Below are 20,920 nucleotides of genomic sequence, written 5' to 3'. Positions count from 1 at the left end.
AGACGCCGACCGTCATAATCATGATTGTTAATTAACGAATAGGGAATAACAACCAGCCCCCCATCGGACCACAACCGGTTTGCTCGACAGGCGGGTAGATCGGGCATGGAGCTCACGAAAGCGCTCCCGACAGAGGGGCTCGTCTGTGCCGTCGGCGCCGGGGGGAAGAAGACGACGCTGTACGCGCTCGCGAACGCGCTCGACCGGGCGGTGGTCACCGCGACGGTCCGGATCCCGATCTTCGATCCCCACGTCGCGCGCGTCGCCGTCACCGAGGACCCGGTAAGCGAGGTCGAGGGCAACGACGACTGGCCGCTGGGCGTCGTTCCCGAACGCGAGTTCGAGGACCGCTACCGGGGTTACGACCGGGAGGCCGTGGGGGACCTGGCTCGCCGGGCCGACGTCCCCGTTCTCGTGAAGGCCGACGGCGCGCGCATGCGGGAGTTCAAGGCGCCCGACGAGCGCGAACCCCAGATCCCCCGCAGCGCCGACGCCGTCCTCCCGATCGCGAGCGTCCACGCCGTCGGGAGCCCCCTCGACGACAGCGTGGTCCACCGGCCCGAGCGGATCGCCGCGATCGCGGGGATCGAGCCCGACGAGGAGATCACGCCCGAGGCCGTTGCCCGCGTGATCGCGAGCCCCGACGGCGGGCTGAAGGACGTTCCCGAGGGGGCGACGGCGACCCCGCTTCTCAACAAGGTCGACGACAGTGAGGACGAGGCGATCGCCCGCGAGATCGCCCGCCGGGTCCACGAGCGCGCGGACGTCGATCGGGTGGTGCTCGCGCGGATGGCCGACGAACGGGTCGTCGACGTCATCCGAGGCGCCTGACGGCCTCCTCGAACTCCTCGCGGGTGTTGAGGTTCTCGAACGTGTCGAGCGGGGCGTGCTCTCGCACCTCCGCCTCGTCGACGACGACGTAGTCGAGATGCTCCAGGGGCGCGATCACCTTCCGCTCGCCCGCCGCGAGCGCGCGCTCGCAGGCGTCGGCCATCGCGTCGGCCCGGTAGGCGGCGTGGGTGGTCTGGAACCAGCCGTCCCCGATCCGGGGGACCGCGGCGTCGTAGCTCCGGGCGCGCGAGAGGAGGTGCTCGACGAGCTCCGGCTCGACGAAGGGCATGTCGCAGGCCGCGACGAAGGCGTACTCGCTTTCCGCGGCCCGCAGCCCCGTTCGGATCCCCGCCATCGGCCCCTCGTCGGGGTCGGGGTCCTCGGCGATCTCGATCGGGTTCGGGTAGCCCTCGAAGGCCCGCTCGATGGCCGCCGTCTGGTCGGCCCGACAGTTCACCACGAGTCGGTCGGTGGTGTCGGCGAGCCGGTCGCCGACCCGGCGGATCATCGGCGTCCCGGCGAGGTCGGCGGTCGCCTTGTCCTCGCTCCCGAAGCGGGTCGAGCGCCCGCCCGCGAGGACGATACCGTCTCCCATACCGAGGGGTTGCGCCGCGGATCACATATACTGCGGGGTGTCGATCCCGGGTCGTACTCGCCGCCGAAACCGCCGTTCGGGACGCGGGGACGAACCCGTCATACTTTTCCCACCCGCTACCGTCGGTTGGGCCATGTACGCCGCAGGTGAGGGGCGATGAAGGAGTCATTGATGGATATCGTCTGCTGTCCGATCGACAAGGGCGAGCTCGAGCTCGACGTCGAGGAGCGCGACGGGGAGGAGATCGTCTCCGGGACGCTGACCTGCACCGACTGTGGCGAGGTCTACCCGATCGAGGACGGCATCCCGAACCTCCTGCCACCGGACATGCGCGAGGACGCGGTCGCCTGAGGACCGTGGACCGGACGCTGTCCGTCGACGTCAACCGCCAGTCCGTCCACTCGATCGAGCCGGAGGTCCGTCAGTTCGAGACCAGCGAGAGCTTCGTGGTCGAACTCACCAACCACGGCTCGGCGACCCACGTCCATCTCAACGTCGACGACGGGCTCGCCGACGCGATCTCGCTCGACGGCGGCAACCACTTCCTCGAGGCCGGGCGCAGCTACCGAATCGAGGCGTCGGTCGACCAGCGGAGCCGCCCGGTCAGCGGCCGCCTGAAGATCGTCACCGGCTACGGCGCGGAGACGGCCGTGATCGATATCTCGCTGATCCCCCCCGAGGAGAGCCCGGAGAAGGTCCCCGTCGAGGTCGACGAACGCCTCTCGAAGCCCCAGCCCCGCCAGGATTCCCCCCAGCGCTCACGGGGTTCGAGTGGCTCGCGCTCGCGGCGTTCGCGGACTTCGCGAGGCGACGACGGCCTTCCCATGCGGGTGATCGCCGCGGGCGCGCTCGTCGCGCTCGCGCTGCTGTTCGTCGTCGTCGGCGCGCTGATCGCCGGCAACCCGGCGGTGATCCTCGGCGTCGGGATCGTCCTCGTCGCGATCGCCGGCGCGGCCGCGCTGCTCTACAGCTCCTGATCCTCGGGATAGGTCGGCGTCCCCGACAGCCCCTCCTCGTCCATCCGCCGCGCCCGCAGATACCGCGCCCGATAGCGGTTGGCCCCCTCGTTCAGGTCGGCCTCCCGGATCTCGTCGGTCCGCCCCTCCGCGACCGCGTCGACGATCTCCTCGACCTGTTCCTTTTCCGTCGGTGTGAGCTCGAACTCGTACGTTTGGGTGTCCTCCCGGCCGAGCGTGACGAACTTCCGCGCGGCGGTGATGAACACCGAACACGGCTCCCGGCAGGGGAACTCGCCGTCGCCCCGAGGAACGTCGAGCTCGGTCTCATCGTCCTCGTCCCACATGCGTCGTCTGAGACACTGCGAGTCGACACAGCAGGCCTCCGCGGCGGCCTCGAGCTCCTCGACGGACAGTCCCTCAACGATCTCGTAGATGCCCGACTGGCGCTCCGCCGTCTCGCGGAAGTGGCTCACGTCGAGCTCGCCCTCGCGTTCACGGTGCCAGTTCGCGACCGTCGCCGGATAGATGAAGTCCACCGTGCGCACGAGGTCGCGTCCGTCGAGGTCGGGGTACTCCCAGCCCGTCGGCAGCGTGGGGGCCGTCGAGAGCGGTCGGTATCGCCCTCGATCGTCGTGCTTGACGAGCTCGCGCGCCGCGAGGGGGTCCTCGTAGGTCTCGAGGTCCGACGCGTCGGCGTCGTCGACGTGACGAAGTGCGTAGCGACGCTCGCCGTCCCCGCCGAGGCTCGCGACGACGTGGAGCTGGCCCCACGTTCGGCCGGTGCCGGTCGACAGCGCCTCGTAGCGCTCCTCGACGGAGCGCCCGTCAGCCCCCTCGACCCAGCGCAGGAAGTCGTAGCGCGCGTTCGCGTCGCCGACGACCCGCGTCCAGTAGTACCAGTTCGAGACGAACCAGGGGTTCTCCTCGGCGAACTCGCGAAGGCCCGCCTCGTCGACCTCCCGGGAGCCGCCGTCGATGCCGACCGTGTAGCTCTCCTCGCCCGAGGCGGCGACCGAGAGCCCGTCGAACTCGATCCCCTCCGGCGCGCTCGCGACGAGCGCGTCGAGCTGTGGGGCGTTCATCAGTCGCCCGCGACCCCCGTTTCCGCGTCACGGACGCGCTCGATGGCCGCGCCGACGTCGGCGCCGGCCTCCGCGGCGCGCTCGAGCACCACGTCGGCCATCAGCGACTCGGTCCCGACCGCCCCGGAGTACCAGATCCGGTGGCCGTCGACTTCCGTTGGTACGTCGTAGCCCGTCCGGTAGTCGTCGGTCAGCCCCATGTCCTCGGGGATGTCCTCCTGGGTGTGGAAGCCGTCGGCGATGAAGAGCGGGACGACGACGACGTCCGGGGCCGAGAAGAACTCGGTGACGTCGTCGACCTCGGGCTCCTCGTCCATGAACAGCGCTTTCGCCTCGTCGAACCGGCCCGACTCGCGGATCCGCTCGGTGTGGTAGTGGATCGCCTTCGCGCTGTTCTCGTTTCGCTCGGTGCCGTGACCGACGACCGCGAGGCCGAAGCCGTCCCCGACCTCGGGATCGCCGGTGACCGACTCCGCGCGCCGGACGATCACGTCGCTCATCGAGTCGTGGGTGCCGGCGGGCCCGCAGTAGTGGACCGTCTTCTCGACGTCGCTGGCCTCCAGGGTGGCGTGATCGGCGCTGACGCCGTCGCCCGACTCCCACTCGGAGACGTCCCAGCCCTCCAGGCGGAGCTCGCGGGGGATCACCTGCTCGGTGAAGTAGCCCTCGCTGATGAACAGCGGGACGACGTAGACCTCGTCGCTCTCGAGGGTCCGGAGTACCTCGCGAAAGGAGGGCTCCTCCTTCCAGAACGCCTCGCGGACCTCGTCGAAGACCCCCGTCTCGCGGATCGTGTCGGCGTGCGAGAACGTGGGTCTCGAGGAACCGGGGTTCAGATGCGACCCGTGACCGACGATGACGAGCGCCTGCATATCCGACGCTAGCGACGGCGCGGGCATAGAACTGTCGTCTCTACCGCCGGTCGCGCAGGTCCCGGAAGATCGCCTGTACCAGCCGTTGATCGTCCAGTTCGAGCGACGCGGCGCTGATCTCGACGGGGATCTCGTGGCCGTCGGCGTGGACCACGCTCAGCTCGCGCTTATCGCGGAGCACGCCGTCGGAGCCGGCGTGCTCCTCGAAGACGCCGCGGTAGTACTCGCGGTCCCTCTTGGGGTGGAGTTCGGTTTGGTGGAGCCCCCGGAGTTCCTCGCGCGAGCGGCCGAACAGTTCCTCGGCGGCACTGTTGACCTGGAGGAGGTCGCCGGTCTCGGCGTCGACGACGAGGATCGCGTCGGGCGCGGTCTCGAGCAGCTTCTCGTAGCCCTCGCGGGTGGCGGCCAGCGACTCCTCCAGGCGACGCTGTTCGACCGCGCCCCGAACGCGGGTCGCGAGCAGCTCGAACCCCTCGAGACCGCCGTCCTTCGAGACGTAGTCGGTCACGCCCGCCGAGATGGCCTCGCTCGCGACCTGCTCGCTGCCCTGGCCGGTGAAGAGGACGAACGGGAGGTCGGGATGAACCTCGCGTACCCGCTTGAGGAGTTCGACGCCCGTGAGCTCCGGCATCTGGTGGTCGCTGACGACACACTCGACCTCGTCGTCGATCCGGTCGGGCACGCCCGTCGGATCGCTCGTCTGTCGGAGATCGAGACCCGGATCGATCTCCGAGAGCGACGACTCCGTGAGACGCAAAAACGCCTCGTCGTCGTCGACGTGTAGTACCCGTATCGGCCCCTCCTCCGGTCCCACCGACTTCATCTCTGTACGATGCGCTTTACACGGCAGGTGTTTATATAGTCACGGGATCAGCCGCCCTCCGGCGGACCGCCGCCCGACGGTTACGACATCGGGGCTGACCGACGGGTTGAAAGGCGCGCCGGGCGAGATGTAGAGTGATGCTGTCCGTGACGAACACGCTCTCGGGCGAGCGCGAGGAGTTTCGACCGACGCACGACGACGAAGTGCTGGTGTACGTCTGCGGGTTGACGGTCTCGGACGACGCCCACCTCGGCCACGCCCGGGTGTGGGTCCACTCGGACGTGATCTGTCGCTGGCTCGAGCACGAGGGCCACTCCGTCAGGCACGTCGAGAACTTCACGGACGTCAACGAGAAGATCGCCGCTCGGGCCGGCGAGGACGGCCTGGGCGACTCCGAGGGCGAGGTCGCCCGCCACTTCATCGAGGGGGTACTCGCCGACATGCGCGGGCTGAACCTCGAGCGCGCGACGGTCTACCCCCGCGTTTCGGAGCACGTCCCCGAGATCATCGCGCTGGTCGAGCGGCTGATCGAGGGGGGTCACGCCTACGAGGCGGGCGGCTCGGTCTACTTCGACGTCACCAGCTTCGAGGGGTACGGCCAGCTCTCGAACCAGGAGCTCGCCGATCTCGAATCACAGGGCGACCCCGAAGAACGCTCGGAGAAGCGCAACCCCGCGGACTTCGCGCTCTGGAAGGCCGGCGGCGTCTCCGAGAGCGCCATCCGCGAACACGCGAAGGTCGAGCACGACCACCCGCCGGAGGGCCAGACGTGGGACTCGCCATGGGGCGAGGGTCGGCCCGGCTGGCATATCGAGTGCTCGGCGATGGCGATGACCCACCTCGACGAGACGATCGACATCCACATCGGCGGTCACGACCTCGTGTTCCCGCACCACGAGAACGAGATCGCCCAGAGCGAGGCGGCCACGGGCGAGCGCTTCGCCAACTACTGGCTGCACACGGGCCTGCTCGAGACGAGCGGCGAGAAGATGAGTTCGAGCCTGGGCAACTTCTTCACCGTCTCGGCGGCCCTCGAGGAGTTCGGCCCCGACGTGATCCGCACGTTCTACCTCTCGACGGAGTACGGCTCGAAACAGACGTTCTCCGAGGAGGCGATGGCCGAAGCCGAGGAGCGATACGAGCGCCTCGAACGCGCCTACGAACGGGCGACGGAGGCCGCAGACGGCCCCGACGCCCGGACGAAGGTCGAGGACCGGGAGCTCCGCGGGGCCATCGCCGACGCTCGCGAGGAGTTCGCGCGGGCGATGAACGACGACTTCGGGGCTCGAGAAGCGATGGCCGCCCTCCTCGAGCTCGGGGGTGCGATCAATCGCCACCTCGACGCCCACGATGAGTACGACTACCGGGGGCTGCGCCGGGGGATCGAGGCGATCGAGGAGCTCGGCGGGGGCGTCTTCGGGCTCTCGTTCGGCGCCGACGGGGAGGGCCGGGTCGAGCTCGCCGAGGAGGTCGCCGAGCTCGTCCTGCGCGTGCGCGAGGAGGAACGCGAGGCGGGCAACTACGAGCGGGCCGACGCGCTTCGCGACGACCTCGAGGCGCTCGGCGTCGGCGTCGAGGACGGGGACGACGGGACGAGCCTCCGGCTGTAGGCCGCCCAGCACGCCAACCGATCGCGGCGCCCGGGCGAGTCCACGCCTTTATGCTGCCCGACCCGTAATCCGACCACAGAAATGTCCCTCTCGCGTCGCGGCCTCTGCACGCTCGTCGCGCTCGCGGCCACGGGTAGCGCCGGCTGTCTCGACGTCCTGAGCGGCGAGCCCGCCCGGTTCGTCGCCCCGCCGGCCCGCGTCGGCGAGGACGTCCTCGAGGGGACGGACTACGAGCTCGAACGGACCGAGACGATCGAGGAGCAGCGCACCGTCGAGATCGCGGCGGGCCAGACCCGCGACGTCGAGGTGGTCAACCGGATCGCCGAGTATCACAAACTGATCGATATGGGGCCGCTGGGCGAGGCGCGCGGCGCCGTCTTCGCGACCCTCTCGACGCCCGCCGTCGAGGTGCTCGGCCGCACGTTCAACCCCATCGAGGACGCGGACAACCGTGAGATCGCCGACGAGGCCCAAACACAGTACGAGGAGATCGACATCGGGTCGGAGATCGACCGGCGGACGGTGACCGTCCTCGGGGAGCAGACCGAGCTCTCGAAGTTCGAGGGCGAGGCGGCGTTCGGGGAGCTCGGGGTCGACGTCTTCGTCCACACCGGCGTCGTCGAGAGCGACGACGAGTACGTGGTGGTGTTCGGGATCTACCCGCGGCTGTTGGGCGGCGAGGAGGAGTCGATCATCACGCTCGCGGAGGGCGTGGAGCTCGAGGACTGAACCGTACGAGGAGCCGCCGCTCGGCCCAATGAATCGCGGAAAACCGATTCGATCGTCGTTCTCGACGTCCTCGACGGAAACCCCGCCGACCGAGGCGGGGGAGGCATCGAGTATCACTATCCGTCCGTGCTGGCGCGTGCCAGCGTTTCTCGGTAGGCCCGCGACCCATATACCTATCCACCCGATAACGCGCGCCGAACGGAATTATGCGATGCCAAGAGAGAGAACCGCGATGCCAGAGTGCCCCTGAACGTCGACCGTCAATCGATGTGTGTGAGCCCTGGCGTTCGGTTCCGGAACGCCCACGCGTATAGTATTTTCCCTGTTAAATCCGATAGGAACTAACGAGGTAGCGCGACCGTCGTCCGAAAGCCCCTACACTGATAACGACGAGCGAGAACCGTGTGAGCAGGTAGCATCGAATGGTCTACACGTGCACGGACTGCGAGTGGTCAGTCGACGATGAAACGATGGACGACGCCGGAACGGACGTGATCGAACACCACGTCGAGACCGGCCACACGGTCGAGAACGACCGGGGATGGGCGCGCGGGACGCCGATCCAGGTGGACGACTCGCGGCGAGCGGAGCGCGACTGACCGCATTTTCGCTCTTCGGGGATTCAGTCGAGCGAGGAGGGAGCGACGACGTCGATCCCGTACTTGCCGTCGGCGATGGTATCACGGATCCCTTCTATGTCGCGGGTGATCGAGAGGGCGACCATTGGAATCTATCTGTGTCTTGAATTTCTAGCTTTAATCGTCAAATTCATTTTCTCCAACATCCACACTAGCAAGAGTCACCGACGAACTACCATCATCGAAGACGAGACTTACTGTCTCACCGGTAAGACTCTCTGAGTCAATATCATTGTTTGTTGTGCTCTCTGTAACAGCAAGGGATTGTCCAGAACCAAACGTCTCGGATCCATCGATCCCTTCGTCACCCTCACCAGTAACGACTCGGAGGTCGTCTTCATCCATTGTGTCTCCGCCTTCGTGATAGAACACAACGTCATCGTCTGTAATCTCCGCATTCACTGAAGCAGTCGGGGTCGAGTCGCCAAGTTCATCTCCCATTCCCATCACGAACGCACCGATCACGGCCGCGAGCACCACGGTGATGGCGACCATGAGGACGATGCCGATGACGGGCGATACACCACGGTCCTCGCCGCTGCAAAGACCGCTTACCTTCTGTTTGAGCGTTTTGAGTGTCATTGTTTCTGGAGCACGAACGCGACCGACGCGAGGGCGGTGTTCTACGCGCCGTGATGCGTCGACACGACGCTGGAGGGCGTATTCGATCGCTCGCCCCGCTCTCAGTCGGCTACCTTCGTGCTTGTTTTCCTATATGTTTTCGAAGTTATATAATATTTTCGAGATAAACGACGCTATAATTTACCGTTGTAGTTGGCAACCATCCGAACTATATCGGATCGAAGCGAGACGTAACCGCCGGACGGAGTTCCCGTTAGGCGTCCAGGTGTACGACGCTCGGGCAATGGAGGTTCACAGGACTCAAGGGGGATCGAAGAAGCAGCGGATCAGTCGTCGGCGAACTCGGCTGGGGGCTCGTTCTCGACGACCCGATAGGAGCTCTCGGAACAGCACCGTCGTTTCCCGCCGATGGGCCGGACGGTACCGTCCGGCCAGATCCGAACCGGGCTCGGCTGGTCGCAGTTCTCGCAGATCGCAACGCTCTTCACCTTTTCTCCGTTGGACATATGACCGATAGAACTCAGGCGCCGAGCCGTACATAGCGATATCGGTCGTCGAGCCCCTCGTCTCCGAACCCGAGAAGGCCCCGTCGAGGCCTCTATCGGGGGATGCTGAGCGGCGAATGGACTATATGTCTGTATCTCGTTGCTGAAAACAGGTGCAGGAGCGCTTGACCATGAGCGCAGGGGCACCTGAGCACCAACCGTCAGGAGCTCATCCACTTCTCCGAGTCAGTTGATGCTACTCGATACTGGAGCCGCTATCTAAAAGAAACAGTTGCCTGCATATGCCTCGACAGCGTCTATCGAATAGGGCAGTGGCAGTTCTGTATTCAGAGGAGGAGAACCGCAGTTACCTGTAGTGCTGCTCCTGCTGCGAGCAAGGAAAGGGCAAGTGACGCGAAGACCTCTGTACTGACTGCTACCGATCGTTTCTCTCTGGCATGAGCTGAGGGTTGTAGAGGGTCTGACTGACGTCGGTGGCCATCGAACGATAGACGTTTTCCGAGGCATGTTACAGATATATTGAACAGCCAAGAGTTACAGACGGCCATTACAGACGAATCCCGGGATAGACCTTCTGAAGCAGACAGCCCGTTCAGGACGGCGAGCGCTGTACAAAGTTGGACTCGAATACAGCGGAGATCAGAGGAGGAGAGGAGTGGGGGACGCTAATGGGAAGTTAGCAGAGAACTCGTGTAGGGTTTGATCCGCCGCACGATGCTTGTCATAACAGTGGGTACTCGGCCAGCAACAGCAACCCCGCGTGAGACGTGTACGAAGAGTCTGAAGCCGGTGAAGGGATTTGAACCCTTGGCCTATTCCTTACGAAGGAATCGCTCTGCCAGCTGAGCTACACCGGCACGTCGTATCCATACGTAGACGCCAATACCGGGATAAGCGTTGTGAATCACGCCGGCCGGGTGAGGCGAACGTCGAGACAGACGTTCAACTCGTGGGGCGCGTACGAGCGCACGACGTGGCGCGTCTCGACCTCCACCTCGTACCCCGCCTCCGAGGCGGCCCCGCGGATCGCCCGCTCGCCCGGTCCGAACGGGTCGTCCTCGTGCTGGATGTCGTAGTAGTGGAACACGCACTCCTCGCCGGCCAGCGAGACGGCGGTAGCGAGGAACTCGTCGGCGCTGTGGGGGAGGTTCATCACGATCCGGTCGGCCCACCCCTCGTAGTCGGTGGTGACCTCCCCGTCGTCCGACGAACGCCGGCCGTCCGACGCGCCCGTGACTACCTCCCTGACGTCACCGTGGATCGCCGTCACCCGGTCCGTGACGCCGTTTCGCTCGGCGTTCTCGCGGAGATACTCGATCGCGCGCTCGTTGACGTCGGCGCCGACGGCCTCCGCGCCGCGGGCCGCCGCGGGGATGGCGAACGGACCCACGCCGGCGAACATGTCGAAGACCCGCTCGCCTTCCCCTACCTGTTCGGTCACTCGGTGGCGCTCGGTGGCGAGGCGCGGCGAGAAGTACACGTCCGCGAGGTCCAGCGCGTACTCGAAGCCGTACTCGCGGTGGACGGTCTCGGTGCCCTCGCCCGCGAGCAGCTCCCAGTCGCGCACGCGCGTCTCGCCCTTCACCTTCGAGGCCTTGTTCAGCACCGTCTCGACCGGCAGGTCCGATTCGACGATCGCGCGGGCGATCCGGTCGGCGCGCTCTGGGTCGTCCTCGTCGAGCAGGACGACGTCGCCGAGGCGCTCGTAGGAGGGGTCGAAGCCGAGCAGGTCCGCGGGCGTCGTCTGGGTCTCGCGTTCCGGGGCGTCGCGATCGACCAGGTCGTAGCCTGGCGCGACCCGGTCGGGATCGACGACAGGAATATAGAGCCAGCCGTTCTCCACAGTGATCTCGCGGTCGTCGGCGATCAGGTCGGCCTCGGCCAGCTCGCGGCGGGTCGCCTCGCCCTCCGCCCGCGGGACCCGGACGCACGGAACCTCCATACCGGAGCCTGTCGGCCGGCCGATTTACCGTTGGCGCTTCGGCCGAACGCGCCGTTTAACCCGCCGGCCCACCGACCCCGGGTATGCTCACCTTCGTCGGCCTCGGCCTCTACGACGAACGATCGATCACCGTCGAGGGCCGCGACGCCCTTCAAAGAGCGGACCGCGCCTTCATGGAACAGTACACCAGCCGGCTGATCGGCACGGACGTCGAGAGCCTCGAAGCCGAACACGGCACCGGGATCGAGCTCCGCGACCGGGCGGGCGTCGAGCAGCACCCCGAGGAGATGCTTGCGGCCGCCGAAGGCGAAGACGTCGCCTTCCTGGTGGTGGGCGACCCGATGGTCTCGACGACACACGTCGATCTGCGGCTCCGGGCCGCCGACCGGGGAATCGAGACGCGGATCATCCACGGCACGACCGCCGAGGCCGCCGCGAGCTCGCTGACCGGCCTGCAGAACTACCGCTTCGGACCCGCCACGACCCTGCCGTTCCCCTACGCCCACGGCGCCGAGGGCCTGCCCGCGAGCGTCACGAACACGATCGACGACAACCGCGAGCGGGGCCTGCATACGCTCGTCTACCTCGATATAAAACAGGAACGCGGCGACTACATGACCGCCGACGTCGCCGCCGACCTGCTCTCGGAGGCGTACCCCGAGACGCTCGCGGTCGCGGTCTGTCGTGCCGGCAGTCCCGACCCCGTCGTCGCGGCCGACGCGCTCTCGGAGCTCGCGGACCGCGAGTTCGGCGGCCCGCTGCACCTGCTGGTCGTGCCGGGCGAGCTCCACCACATCGAGAGCGAGGCGCTGCGGGCGTTCGCGGGCGCGCCCCCGGAGCTCGCGCCGCTCGAATGAGGACCTCCCGCTGGATGCCCGTCGCGCTGCTCGCGGGCGCGATACTCGTCGCTTCCGTGATCCCGATCCCGGGCTCGGTCCCCGAGGACGGCGGCGGGATCCCGACCAGCGGCCTGTTCCACGTCGTCGGCTACGCCGCCCTCGCGGCCGCGATCGGTTACGCGCTGCTCGCCCCCGGGAATCGCGCCCGCGCGCTCGTCGCGGGGACTGGCGGTGCGGGTGCCTACGGCGCGCTGATCGAATGCGTCCAGTACCCGATCCCCTATCGCACGTTCAGCTACCTCGATATGCTCGTCAACGTGGGCGGAGCGGCCCTCGGCGCGGTCGCCCTACTCTGTGCGCTCGCGCTCTCGGGCTCGGATCAGGAATCAGATGACCATCGTTAGCCCGCCGCCGACGACCGCCAGCCCGCCGAGGGCGACACAGACGACCCAGAAGTCGACCTTGTGAACTACCCGCATGATCGCGTCGATCATCGCGTAGCCGACGATCGCGCTGACGACCAGCGCGATGACCGCCTCCAGGCCCGTGGTCGGCAGGCCGTCGTCGAGGGTGATCAGCACGCCCGCGCCGATCCCGGCGGGAATCGAGAGGAGAAAGGAGAGCCGGAAGGAGGCCGGTCCCTCGTAGCCCCGGAAGAGCAGCACGCTCGCGGTGGTGCCCGACCGGGAGACGCCCGGCAGGACCGTCACGCCCTGGAACGCGCCGACGATGACGGCGTCGAGCAGCGACGGGGTGCCGCGCTCGCCGAGCGAGACGTCCTCGGAGGCACGTTCGACCAGCCCGGTCAGAACGAGGAGGGCGCCGATCAGCGCGACGAACGCCCCGCCGGTGAGCTCGCTCGCGAAGTCGATCAGCAGGAGGTAGATCGGGATCCCGACGAGCCCGGTCATCGCGGTCGCCACGAGGACGAACGAGGTCTCGGCGTTGGTCTCCTCGAACGCGGTTCGGGGTCGCCAGCCGGGCGCGGCGTTGACGGCGTCGGAGATGGTGTCGCGGTAGTAGACCGCCGCCGAGAGGGTCGTCCCCATCTGGAGGAACAGCGCGAGCTGGACGGCGATGTCGGGGGAGGTCCCGAGCGCCGTGAGGAACAGCGAGAGGTTGCCCGAGCTCGAGATCGGCAGCCACTCGACTAACCCCTGGACGACGCCGGCGGCGATGGCCACGAGGATCTCGCGAAGCGTCACTACCCGTCGGAACTCCCGGCGCGATAAAAGGGGTGGCGTTTCGACGTGGACCTTTCCTACGGACCTTTTTACTCCTCGGGGTCGCGTAGCGACCCGCTCGGAGCAAAAATCTCCTCCAAAAACCCCGGCGCGGCTCCGCCGCGCCGGTCCGCAACGTTTTCTATTTCGGAAACGGCGACTCTGCATTCGGATCTTGCTCGATGATCTCCATATCCCAGACCGTTTTCCGTTCACTCATGGCTTCGCCACTCGCTCACGCAAAAACCTCCTCCATCATCGGACAGGAAACTGTCCGATTAGTAGCTGGAAGCCAGTGGCTTCCAGCCACATTGCCGGACTACGTACGGCAGGCGGTCAGAGCGAAGCTCTGACCACATCACCGGAACGCTTCGCGTTCTGGTTAGCAGCCAGAACCTCCGGTTTCTGGCGACAAAAAACCGCAGTGCAGCGGGTTATTCGGGAAACAGCGAGTCGCTGTTCGGGTCGCGCTCGATGATCTCGATCTCGTGGTCGTCCATGTCCGTCGTGAACGCGTACTCGTTGTCACAGGACTCGGGGTCGCGGTAGTCCGGGGCGCCCCGCGTCATCAGGTCGTCCCAGAACTCGTTCAGGTCGTCGGCGCGCACACAGAGATGGCCCCACGCATCGCCGAGATCGTAGGTGTTGTCGCCGTAGTTGTAGGTGAGTTCGAGCGCCATCGCTTCATCACTAGCCCCCTCGGGCTTCATGAAGTAGTTCGCGAAGGAGTCGGCCTCCCAGCGCCCGGTGTGTTCGTACTCGAACTTCCGGGTGTACCAGCCCAGCGCCTCGTCGGCGTCCTCGACGCGGATCATCGTGTGGTCGATCGACCAGGTCGCCCCCTGCTCGGGGTCGCGCTTGACGATCTCGATCTCGTGGCCGTCGGGGTCCTTCACGAAGGCGTAGCGCCCGCCACAGGACTCCGGGTCCCGGTAGTCCTCGACGCCCTCGTCCATCAGCTGCTGGTAGTGCTCCTCGAGCTCGCCGTCGGGGACCCGCACGGCGATGTGGCCCCAGGCGTCGCCCATCTCGTCGGGCCCGCCGTCGTGGTTGTGGGTGAGTTCGAGCATCGCGCCCTCCTCGCCGAGCTCCTCGGGGCCGAGGTAGACGTTGGTGAAGGAGTCGGCCTCCCAGCGGTCCTTCTCCTCGTAGCCCAGGTGCTCGCCGTACCACTCGAGCGATTCCTCCAGGTCCGAGACGCGCATCATGACGTGGTCGAGCGTCGCTCCCATGGGGAGGTCATCGCCGTCCGGGGGCAAAACAGTACCGAGAGGCGACGGCGTTGCCGCCTGTCGGGGGCTGGCTACCGCGTGGGCGTCGCGCGACGTTCGTCGAAGACGTACGAGAGCCCGAACACACCGCTCGCGGCGACGAGCAGCACGAGCGGCTCGTAATGGGCGCCGCTCACGAGGACGCTCATCCCCGCGAGTGTCACGCCCAGCCCCAGCGCGACGGTTCGTCGCCGCTCGGCCGATCGATAGCGCGCCACCAGTCGAAAGGCGACGAACAGGAAGGCAGCGCCGAGTGCGGCCCCGGCGACCACGTCGACGAGGTAGTGCAGTCCGAGCGCGACGCGCGCGAAACAGACGACCGTGATCACCGCCGCCGCACCGGCGTACCGACGCCGTCGGGTGCTCACCGGGAGCGTTTCGGCGAGCGCGAGATACGTCACGGTCGAGACGACCGCGTGTCCGCTGGGAAAGCCGTAGCCGCTCGCGTAGCCCGTCAGCTCGTAGACGGGCTGGAGGGACGGCGGCAGTGCGCTAAGGGCGATCAGCGGCTGGTCGGGCCGGGGCAGCGCGAACAGGTATTTCGCGGCGAAGACGAGCCCGATCGCGCCGATCACGAACCCGCCGACGATCGCGATCCGGTCGCGCCCGACGCGGTCGGAACGGACGAACAACACCACCAGAAGGAGCGAGACGAACCAGATATCGCCGAGCTGGGTGACGAGCGCGACGAGGATCGCGAACGGATCGGGGATCGCACCCTGGATCACCTCGAACTCGCCGACGCCACGGGACATACCGGGCGTTCCCGTTCGAGTAGCATAGGCCTCCCGGTCGTGTCGGTCGCTTCCGTCGACCTACTCCGCCCGGCCGGGATCGGCGTCCTCGCGCTCGGCGGTGACCGCCTTCGGCGCGAGCCCCTGGCGGCGCGAGTCGAGCTCGGAGAGCCCGTAGACGAGTCCCACCAGCAGGACCAATCCGATCGGGAGGAAGACCAGCGGCGGGAGCCCGAGGTAGCCGTAGAGGAGATAACAGGCCGTCGCGACGACGACGACGGTGCCGGCGTAGTACATCTGGGTGCGGACGTGGTCGATCAGGTCCGCGCCGGTGAAGGTCGCGGAGAGGACCGTCGTATCCGAGATGGGCGAGGTGTGGTCGCCGAAGATCGCCCCCGAGAACACCGCGCCGACGATCACGGGCATCAGCTCGAAGCTCCCGGTGAGCTCCCAGACGACCGAGATCGCGATCGGCGTGAGCACGCCCATGGTCGCCCACGACGAGCCCATCGAGAACGCGATGAACGCCGCGGTGAACAGCACGACGATCGGCAGCAGTTCGGGCGAGACGACGCCTTCCGCGACCCCCGCGACGTAGACGCCGGTTTCGAGCACCTCGGCGGCCGTGCTGATCGCCCACGCGAGCACGAGGATCGTCACGGCGGTGAGCATGATCGAGAAGCCGTCGATGACGCCCCCGATCCCGGTCTCGAGCGAGAAGATCCGGTAGTAGAAGCCGACCGCGAGCGCCGAGAAGACCATCGCGAACGCCCCCCACAGCAGCGCCGCACCCCAGTCGGCCTCGTCGAGCACGTCGATGGCGTCCGCGCCGGGCGCGTAGCCCGTGATCAGCGCGCCGGCGATCGCGGCGACGACCAGCGCGATAACGGGGATGGCGAAGCTCCGCAGCATCGGGTCGTCGGCGCTCGGCTCGCCGAGCTCGTTCTCGATGGCCTGCATCGGGGTCGCGCCCTCGCGGTTGACCTGTCCCGTGCGGACCGAGCGGTGCTCGGCCGCGAGCATCTCGCCGAAGTCCCGACGGGTGAGGACGATCAGCGCGACCATGACGATCGCGAAGATCGAGTAGACGTTGTAGGGGATCGACCCGACGTAGGTCGCGAACGCGGAGGGGGCCTCGTCGGCGATGCCGGCGATCTCGTAGCCCTCCTGAACCATGCCGATCTGGAAGGCGACCCAGTTCGAGAGCCCGAGCGTCGCGATGGGGGCGGCCGTCGAGTCGACGATGTAGGAGAGCTTCTCGCGGGAGATCCGCAGCTGGTCCGAGAGGTCCTTCATCACGCTGCCGACGATCGCGGTGTTGGCGTAGTCGTCGAAGAACATCAATAGCCCGAGCGCCCACGCCGTGATCCCGACCTTCCGCTGGGTATCGAGGCGGTCGGCGACGGCCCGCCTGACCGCGAGCGAGCCGCCCAGCTGCCAGATCAGCGCGACGCCCGAGCCCAACAGGATGGTAAAGAGCAGGATCTGGGCGTGGAACGTGTCGTCGCCGATCGACTCGACGAGCCACTGAACCGCCTGCGTGAAGCCCCAGAAGACGGCGATGAGGACGGCGAGCAGCTCGTCGAGGCCGGGAACCCCGCCGGTGGCGGACGCCGCGTAGCCGACGCTATCGGCGAAGACGTAGATGAACCCCCCTGACCAGACCCCCAGGAACAGCGCCGGGATCGGCCGCCGGCTCGCGATCGCGAGCACGATCGCCAGCAGCGGCGGGATCAGCGACACCGCGCCGAACTCTGACATGCCCGGAACGTTCGACGAAGGCCGGTAAAAAACCCCACCCAGCCCCTCCGAGGGCTACCGCCGGAGGATGAACTTCACGACGTCCTCGTCGGCGAGCTCGTGGTCGGTGCCGACCTGCTGTTCGTCGTGTTTCGCGCTCGGGCCCGAAACCCGCGCGAAGCGGAAGCGCTCCTCGAACTCCCCGCCGAGTTTCTCCATTGCGTCCTCGATGTCGCTGCCCTTCTTGAGGATCAACGGCTCCTCGTAGTCGACGCCGCGGCCGGGCTTGTCCATGTAGATCCGCATCAGCCCGAGAGTCCGCCAGATGCGCTCCTTGAGGCCGTCGAGGCCCTTCTCCTTCTCGGCGGAGATGAACGTCACCTCCTCGGGGTCGAGCCCGTGGGATCGGAGGTCCTCGTTGACGGTCTCGAGGTAGTCGCGGTCGATCAGGTCGGCCTTGTTGACCGTGACGATCGAGGGGAGGTACACCCGGTTCTCCATGATCGAGTCGATCAGCCGGTCGACGTCGAGCTCCTCGCGCACGGTCACGTTGGCGTTGACGTAGCCGTGCTCGCGCAGTACCTCCTTGATCACGTCCTCGGGGAGCCCCGGGTCCTCGCTTGCGGTGACGCGGATCCCGCCCCGCCCCTTCTTGATCACCGAGAGGCTCGGCGGCTCGGTATCGAGGCGGACCTTGTTCTTGTAGAGCTCCTCGCTCAGGCGCTCGTACTGGTCGATCTCGAACACCGAGAGGACGTAGACGACGAGGTCGGCCGCGCGCACGACCGAGAGGACCTCCTGGCCGCCCCCGCGGCCGCTCGCGGCGCCCTCGATCAGCCCCGGCACGTCCATGATCTGGATGTTCGCGCCGCGGTACTGCAGCATGCCGGGGTTGACGTCGAGGGTCGTGAACTCGTAGGAGCCGACCTCGCTCTCGGCGTTGGTCAGGGCGTTCAGCAGCGTCGACTTGCCGACGCTGGGAAAGCCCACCAGGGCAACGGTCGCGTCGCCGGTCTTCTCGACGGCGTAGCCGCTGCCACCGCCGGCGGAGGACTGGTTCTCGAGTTTCTCCTTCTTGTCGGCGAGTTTCGCCTTCAAGCGACCGATGTGGGCCTCGGTCGACTTGTTGTACGGCGTCGAGGAGATCTCTTCCTCGATCTCCTCGATCTCCTCTTCCAGTCCCATCGTCTCCTACTGGCCGCTTCGAGCGAAAAACCCTTTCCGTTTACCGGACCCGACTTCGATACCTTCATATCGCACGGATGTATGGCTAATTATATACGATGCCAGATCCGTCACGGCTTCGAGACAGCACCCAGATAATCGTCCCGCCGTCCGCGCTCGACGGGATCAGGGGCGACCTCGAGGCGAACTTCTCCGTGACGGTGTTCGACGAATGCGAGATAGTCCGGATCATCGGCAGTCCCGTCGAGATCAAGGACGTCAACGGCTATCTCTCGCGCCACGGCGTGACGGTCCCGTAACCGAACGCGCTCTCCCCACCCGACGGATTTTCCCTTCGATCATCGGAGTGTACGTATCAGAAACATTCTTCAAATTAGACAAAAATAAATGATAATCGCAACTGTAATAAAGGGCTTCCTCATAGGACGAACTGATGCGACGACGCAAATTCATCGCCCTGACCGGACTGGCAACGACGACCCCGCTGCTGGCGGGTTGTACCGACGACGAGGAAGAGGAAGAAGAGGACCCCGAGGACAACGGTGACGAGGACAACGGTGAGGACGACGAGAACGGTGAGGACGGGGAGACATACTCCCTGACGGTCACCGTCGAGGACGACGCCGGCGAACCCCTCGAGGGAGCGACCGTTTCCGTCGAGGACGACGAGGGTATTCTCGGCGGTGCTTTCGGCGAGGAGGACGAAGCCGATACCGACGCTGACGGCGAGGCCGAAGCCGAGGTCGAGGACGGCGAGTACACCGTCGTGGCCGAACACGACGACTACGACGAGGACGCCGAGGAGGACGTCGAGGTCGACGGCGCCGACGAGGAGGTCACCGTCAGCTTCGCGGACGCCGGCGACGAGGACGACGACCTCGAAGACGACGAGGACGACGACCTCGAAGACGACGAGGACGACGGTCTCGACGACGACGAAGACGGCGAGTAAGCCGCCCAGATACACTCGATTTTTCGCGACCCGCCGCCGCGTAGCGTCCGCCACGCTTCCCAGTCGATGGTCGGCCGATCGACGTGATCCGTCGCTGGCCACGCCGCAGTACTCGTATATCGGGCCCGCGTGCGTCCCGACGGCCGTCGCGGGCTAGGCCACTTAGCAAGGCTTAACACTGGCCCAGCGGTTCTTCCGGGTATGGCTGGAACGATCGAAGCGCTCGTCCCGGGCGGCGAGGCCACCCCTGGCCCGCCGCTCGGTCCCGAGCTCGGACCCACCCCCGTAGACGTACAGGCCGTCGTCCAGGAGATCAACGATCAGACCGAAGCGTTCGACGGCACCGAGGTCCCCGTGACGATCACCTACGAGGACGACGGGAGCTTCGAGATCGACGTCGGCGTCCCGCCGACGGCGGCGCTCATCAAGGACGAGGCCGGCTTCGAGACCGGCAGCGGCGAGCCCCAGACGGACTTCGTCGCGGACCTCTCGGTCGATCAGGTCAAACAGATCGCCGAACAGAAGCTGCCCGACCTGCTGGCCTACGACCTGAAGGGCGCGGCCAAGGAGGTCGTCGGCACCTGCACCTCGCTTGGCGTCACCATCGAGGGCGAGAACCCCCGCGAGTTCAAGGAGCGCCTCGACTCGGGCGAGTACGACGACCGGTTCGCAGAGGAAGTCGCGGCCTGAGGGCGGTACTTTTACCCGATCTCCCGGCGAAACGGTACCCGTTATGGCCGGAGAGATCGAACACGAAGCGGAGCTGAGTCGGGAGGAAGCAGCGACCTATTTCGAAGAGATCGCCGAGGGGCTCCGTTCCGAGGAGGCCTTCACCGTCGTTATCGGCGACGTCTCGGTCGACGTCGACCCCGCCGAGACCGTCGAGTTCGAGGTCGAGCTCGAGGACGCCGAGGAGGACCGCGAGTTCGAGATCGAGATGGAGTGGCCACGGGGCGAGGACGAGCTCGAGATCGACGCCGAGGAGTGATCAGATCGCGAGCAACAACGCCGCGTAGCCGCCGGCGCCGAGGGCGAACGCCCAGAACCGGCTCTCGCGCTCCGCGGGCAGCTCCTCTTTGATCGCGTTGAGAACGATCCCGCCGCCGAGGAACGCGACCGGGACCGCGAGCGTGATCTCGGCGAACGTGACCAGGGTTCCGAGCAACCAACCAGCGAGGACGCCGCCCGCGAGCAGCCAGCGGCCGGTTCGGTGGTAGCGCTCCGCGTGGTGGACTCGGAGCCCGTAGTCGTTGCCGAGGAAGTGAAGCGCCATCGCCACGGTGAACGCCGCGAGGGACTCGGCCCCGGCACCGATGCGGTGAACGAGCAGATAGCCGACCAGGCAGTTGTAGAGCCCGAACGACGCGACGTGAACCCGGAAGACCGACTCGTCGGCCCCGTCGTCCGTCCGCGAGCGTTGGGCGAGGCGTTCGAGCCCGTAGAACGTCCCGAACCCGACGAGCGCAACGAGGTAGACGTGCCGGTCGAGGAACCCCGCGAACAGCCCCACGTCCTCGATGGCGCGCTGGTGCTCGTTCAGCTCCGGCAGCATATGGACGAACACGTACGCGACCGAGACCCCGCCGCTGGCCGAGAGCCAACGGCGCCGGGGGACGCGGTCGAGCCCGCGGAGGCGACCGGCGAGCAGGTGGACGCCCGCCAGGGCACACGCCGCGAGAAGCGCGAGTTCCGACATGGGGACGGCTAACGGGCCGGAGCGGATCCGCGTTGTGCCGGCCATCGCTGCGGGTTCGACGGGTTTAAGTCGCTCATTCCACTTCCTCCGGTAGAGACAGGCCTCGATACT

Annotated in this window: 25 protein-coding genes and 1 tRNA gene; 12 read left to right on the top strand and 14 right to left on the bottom strand. The window is 66.8% G+C overall.

Annotated elements, in window-relative coordinates; translation table 11 throughout:
• Positions 1-105: 105 nt before the first annotated feature.
• Entirely contained in the window at positions 106-831 is a 726-nt protein-coding gene (gene yqeC, locus WOA58_RS03780; protein ID WP_340602826.1) for a selenium cofactor biosynthesis protein YqeC, read from the top strand.
• Here the strand turns inward: yqeC and WOA58_RS03775 are convergent.
• Positions 815-1,426 (bottom strand): molybdenum cofactor guanylyltransferase, encoded by a 612-nt coding sequence (locus tag WOA58_RS03775; RefSeq protein ID WP_340602825.1) that lies wholly within the window; start codon positions 1,424-1,426, stop codon positions 815-817. The two genes, yqeC and WOA58_RS03775, sit on opposite strands and share 17 nt — an antisense overlap.
• Positions 1,427-1,582: 156 nt before the next feature.
• Here WOA58_RS03775 and WOA58_RS03770 point away from each other — a divergent pair, with 156 nt between their 5' ends.
• Positions 1,583-1,777 carry a methytransferase partner Trm112 gene (locus WOA58_RS03770; protein WP_340602824.1) on the top strand — a complete coding sequence of 65 codons (195 nt, stop codon included), beginning with the start codon at positions 1,583-1,585 and terminating at the stop codon, positions 1,775-1,777.
• A 5-nt stretch (positions 1,778-1,782) separates the two neighbouring features.
• Entirely contained in the window at positions 1,783-2,403 is a 621-nt protein-coding gene (locus WOA58_RS03765) for a DUF7524 family protein (protein ID WP_340602823.1), read from the top strand.
• Here the strand turns inward: WOA58_RS03765 and WOA58_RS03760 are convergent.
• From WOA58_RS03760 to WOA58_RS03750, 3 genes are read right to left on the bottom strand one after another with little or no spacing between them, the layout of a single operon-like run.
• Positions 2,391-3,467 (bottom strand): DR2241 family protein, encoded by a 1,077-nt coding sequence (locus WOA58_RS03760; protein ID WP_340602822.1) that lies wholly within the window; start codon positions 3,465-3,467, stop codon positions 2,391-2,393. The genes WOA58_RS03765 and WOA58_RS03760 overlap by 13 nt on opposite strands.
• A complete protein-coding gene (locus WOA58_RS03755) occupies positions 3,467-4,339 on the bottom strand; it encodes a CbiX/SirB N-terminal domain-containing protein (RefSeq protein WP_340602821.1) in 873 nt (290 codons plus the stop codon). The genes WOA58_RS03760 and WOA58_RS03755 overlap by 1 nt, the downstream gene beginning before the upstream one ends.
• 40 nt (positions 4,340-4,379) lie before the next feature.
• Positions 4,380-5,162, bottom strand: a complete 783-nt coding sequence (locus tag WOA58_RS03750) for a PAS domain S-box protein (protein WP_340602819.1) — start codon at positions 5,160-5,162, stop codon at positions 4,380-4,382.
• A gap of 134 nt (positions 5,163-5,296) precedes the next feature.
• Between WOA58_RS03750 and cysS the strand changes: the two genes are divergently transcribed.
• From cysS to WOA58_RS03735, 3 genes are all read left to right on the top strand, one after another.
• Entirely contained in the window at positions 5,297-6,772 is a 1,476-nt protein-coding gene (gene cysS / locus WOA58_RS03745; protein WP_340602818.1) for a cysteine--tRNA ligase, read from the top strand.
• A gap of 81 nt (positions 6,773-6,853) precedes the next feature.
• A complete protein-coding gene (locus WOA58_RS03740) occupies positions 6,854-7,501 on the top strand; it encodes a DUF6517 family protein (RefSeq protein WP_340602817.1) in 648 nt (215 codons plus the stop codon).
• A 422-nt stretch (positions 7,502-7,923) separates the two neighbouring features.
• Positions 7,924-8,100, top strand: a complete 177-nt coding sequence (locus WOA58_RS03735) for a hypothetical protein (RefSeq protein ID WP_340602816.1) — start codon at positions 7,924-7,926, stop codon at positions 8,098-8,100.
• Positions 8,101-8,256: 156 nt separating this feature from the next.
• Here the strand turns inward: WOA58_RS03735 and WOA58_RS03730 are convergent, their stop codons facing one another.
• From WOA58_RS03730 to WOA58_RS03715, 4 genes are all read right to left on the bottom strand, one after another.
• On the bottom strand, positions 8,257-8,721 hold the full coding sequence (locus WOA58_RS03730) for a type IV pilin N-terminal domain-containing protein (RefSeq protein WP_340602815.1): 465 nt from the start codon (positions 8,719-8,721) through the stop codon (positions 8,257-8,259).
• A 326-nt stretch (positions 8,722-9,047) separates the two neighbouring features.
• A complete protein-coding gene (locus tag WOA58_RS03725) occupies positions 9,048-9,209 on the bottom strand; it encodes a hypothetical protein (protein ID WP_340602814.1) in 162 nt (53 codons plus the stop codon).
• A gap of 802 nt (positions 9,210-10,011) precedes the next feature.
• Positions 10,012-10,084: transfer RNA gene (locus WOA58_RS03720), tRNA-Thr, on the bottom strand.
• Positions 10,085-10,131: 47 nt separating this feature from the next.
• Entirely contained in the window at positions 10,132-11,169 is a 1,038-nt protein-coding gene (locus tag WOA58_RS03715) for a class I SAM-dependent methyltransferase (RefSeq protein WP_340602813.1), read from the bottom strand.
• 83 nt (positions 11,170-11,252) lie between these two features.
• Between WOA58_RS03715 and dph5 the strand changes: the two genes are divergently transcribed.
• Positions 11,253-12,026 carry a diphthine synthase gene (gene dph5, locus WOA58_RS03710; protein ID WP_340602812.1) on the top strand — a complete coding sequence of 258 codons (774 nt, stop codon included), beginning with the start codon at positions 11,253-11,255 and terminating at the stop codon, positions 12,024-12,026.
• Complete coding sequence (locus WOA58_RS03705) at positions 12,023-12,412, top strand: VanZ family protein (protein ID WP_340602811.1); 390 nt, start codon at positions 12,023-12,025, stop codon at positions 12,410-12,412. Before dph5 ends, WOA58_RS03705 begins: the two co-directional genes overlap by 4 nt.
• On the opposite strand, the gene WOA58_RS03700 is transcribed toward WOA58_RS03705, so the two are convergent.
• The 5 genes from WOA58_RS03700 to WOA58_RS03680 all read right to left on the bottom strand — a co-directional run bounded on the left by WOA58_RS03700 (position 12,395) and on the right by WOA58_RS03680 (position 18,161).
• Positions 12,395-13,213 carry an undecaprenyl-diphosphate phosphatase gene (locus WOA58_RS03700; RefSeq protein WP_340602810.1) on the bottom strand — a complete coding sequence of 273 codons (819 nt, stop codon included), beginning with the start codon at positions 13,211-13,213 and terminating at the stop codon, positions 12,395-12,397. The genes WOA58_RS03705 and WOA58_RS03700 overlap by 18 nt on opposite strands.
• Before the next feature lie 452 nt (positions 13,214-13,665).
• A complete protein-coding gene (locus tag WOA58_RS03695; RefSeq protein WP_340602809.1) occupies positions 13,666-14,463 on the bottom strand; it encodes a VOC family protein in 798 nt (265 codons plus the stop codon).
• Between the two features lie 71 nt (positions 14,464-14,534).
• Positions 14,535-15,257 (bottom strand): phosphatase PAP2 family protein, encoded by a 723-nt coding sequence (locus WOA58_RS03690; RefSeq protein WP_340602808.1) that lies wholly within the window; start codon positions 15,255-15,257, stop codon positions 14,535-14,537.
• Between the two features lie 60 nt (positions 15,258-15,317).
• Positions 15,318-16,997 (bottom strand): Na+/H+ antiporter NhaC family protein, encoded by a 1,680-nt coding sequence (locus tag WOA58_RS03685; protein ID WP_340602807.1) that lies wholly within the window; start codon positions 16,995-16,997, stop codon positions 15,318-15,320.
• Positions 16,998-17,051: 54 nt separating this feature from the next.
• Entirely contained in the window at positions 17,052-18,161 is a 1,110-nt protein-coding gene (locus WOA58_RS03680) for an OBG GTPase family GTP-binding protein (protein ID WP_340602806.1), read from the bottom strand.
• A 98-nt stretch (positions 18,162-18,259) separates the two neighbouring features.
• Between WOA58_RS03680 and WOA58_RS03675 the strand changes: the two genes are divergently transcribed.
• The 4 genes from WOA58_RS03675 (at position 18,260) to WOA58_RS03660 (ending at position 20,101) form a co-directional block, all read left to right on the top strand.
• The gene (locus tag WOA58_RS03675; RefSeq protein ID WP_340602805.1) at positions 18,260-18,460 is read left to right on the top strand and encodes a VNG_1110C family protein; all 201 of its coding nucleotides are present in this window, start codon (positions 18,260-18,262) and stop codon (positions 18,458-18,460) included.
• Between the two features lie 134 nt (positions 18,461-18,594).
• A complete protein-coding gene (locus tag WOA58_RS03670) occupies positions 18,595-19,113 on the top strand; it encodes a carboxypeptidase regulatory-like domain-containing protein (RefSeq protein WP_340602804.1) in 519 nt (172 codons plus the stop codon).
• A 201-nt stretch (positions 19,114-19,314) separates the two neighbouring features.
• Positions 19,315-19,803: a 50S ribosomal protein L11 gene (locus WOA58_RS03665; RefSeq protein ID WP_340602803.1), complete on the top strand. Its 489-nt coding sequence runs from the start codon at positions 19,315-19,317 to the stop codon at positions 19,801-19,803.
• Between the two features lie 43 nt (positions 19,804-19,846).
• Positions 19,847-20,101, top strand: a complete 255-nt coding sequence (locus tag WOA58_RS03660; protein WP_340602802.1) for an amphi-Trp domain-containing protein — start codon at positions 19,847-19,849, stop codon at positions 20,099-20,101.
• Here WOA58_RS03660 and WOA58_RS03655 read toward each other — a convergent pair whose 3' ends face one another.
• On the bottom strand, positions 20,102-20,809 hold the full coding sequence (locus WOA58_RS03655; RefSeq protein WP_340602801.1) for a hypothetical protein: 708 nt from the start codon (positions 20,807-20,809) through the stop codon (positions 20,102-20,104). It lies immediately after the preceding gene.
• Between the last annotated feature and the right edge of the window lie 111 nt (positions 20,810-20,920).

The sequence above is a fragment of the Halalkalicoccus tibetensis genome (assembly GCF_037996645.1).
Classification (GTDB): Archaea; Halobacteriota; Halobacteria; order Halobacteriales; family Halalkalicoccaceae; genus Halalkalicoccus; species Halalkalicoccus tibetensis.
The sequence above is the reverse complement of the archived record's forward strand: the minus strand, read 5'-3'. Positions and strand labels throughout refer to the sequence as shown.

Bases quoted from the DNA above. Each gene is read 5' to 3' on its own strand.
- yqeC (WP_340602826.1), top strand. From the start codon at position 106: ATGGAGCTCACGAAAGCGCTCCCGACAGAGGGGCTCGTCTGTGCCGTC.
- WOA58_RS03775 (WP_340602825.1), bottom strand. From the start codon at position 1,426: ATGGGAGACGGTATCGTCCTCGCGGGCGGGCGCTCGACCCGCTTCGGG.
- WOA58_RS03770 (WP_340602824.1), top strand. From the start codon at position 1,583: ATGAAGGAGTCATTGATGGATATCGTCTGCTGTCCGATCGACAAGGGC.
- WOA58_RS03760 (WP_340602822.1), bottom strand. From the start codon at position 3,467: ATGAACGCCCCACAGCTCGACGCGCTCGTCGCGAGCGCGCCGGAGGGG.
- WOA58_RS03755 (WP_340602821.1), bottom strand. From the start codon at position 4,339: ATGCAGGCGCTCGTCATCGTCGGTCACGGGTCGCATCTGAACCCCGGT.
- WOA58_RS03750 (WP_340602819.1), bottom strand. From the start codon at position 5,162: ATGAAGTCGGTGGGACCGGAGGAGGGGCCGATACGGGTACTACACGTC.
- WOA58_RS03740 (WP_340602817.1), top strand. From the start codon at position 6,854: ATGTCCCTCTCGCGTCGCGGCCTCTGCACGCTCGTCGCGCTCGCGGCC.
- WOA58_RS03735 (WP_340602816.1), top strand. From the start codon at position 7,924: ATGGTCTACACGTGCACGGACTGCGAGTGGTCAGTCGACGATGAAACG.
- WOA58_RS03730 (WP_340602815.1), bottom strand. From the start codon at position 8,721: ATGACACTCAAAACGCTCAAACAGAAGGTAAGCGGTCTTTGCAGCGGC.
- WOA58_RS03715 (WP_340602813.1), bottom strand. From the start codon at position 11,169: ATGGAGGTTCCGTGCGTCCGGGTCCCGCGGGCGGAGGGCGAGGCGACC.
- dph5 (WP_340602812.1), top strand. From the start codon at position 11,253: ATGCTCACCTTCGTCGGCCTCGGCCTCTACGACGAACGATCGATCACC.
- WOA58_RS03705 (WP_340602811.1), top strand. From the start codon at position 12,023: ATGAGGACCTCCCGCTGGATGCCCGTCGCGCTGCTCGCGGGCGCGATA.
- WOA58_RS03695 (WP_340602809.1), bottom strand. From the start codon at position 14,463: ATGGGAGCGACGCTCGACCACGTCATGATGCGCGTCTCGGACCTGGAG.
- WOA58_RS03690 (WP_340602808.1), bottom strand. From the start codon at position 15,257: ATGTCCCGTGGCGTCGGCGAGTTCGAGGTGATCCAGGGTGCGATCCCC.
- WOA58_RS03685 (WP_340602807.1), bottom strand. From the start codon at position 16,997: ATGTCAGAGTTCGGCGCGGTGTCGCTGATCCCGCCGCTGCTGGCGATC.
- WOA58_RS03680 (WP_340602806.1), bottom strand. From the start codon at position 18,161: ATGGGACTGGAAGAGGAGATCGAGGAGATCGAGGAAGAGATCTCCTCG.
- WOA58_RS03675 (WP_340602805.1), top strand. From the start codon at position 18,260: ATGCCAGATCCGTCACGGCTTCGAGACAGCACCCAGATAATCGTCCCG.
- WOA58_RS03670 (WP_340602804.1), top strand. From the start codon at position 18,595: ATGCGACGACGCAAATTCATCGCCCTGACCGGACTGGCAACGACGACC.
- WOA58_RS03665 (WP_340602803.1), top strand. From the start codon at position 19,315: ATGGCTGGAACGATCGAAGCGCTCGTCCCGGGCGGCGAGGCCACCCCT.
- WOA58_RS03660 (WP_340602802.1), top strand. From the start codon at position 19,847: ATGGCCGGAGAGATCGAACACGAAGCGGAGCTGAGTCGGGAGGAAGCA.
- WOA58_RS03655 (WP_340602801.1), bottom strand. From the start codon at position 20,809: ATGTCGGAACTCGCGCTTCTCGCGGCGTGTGCCCTGGCGGGCGTCCAC.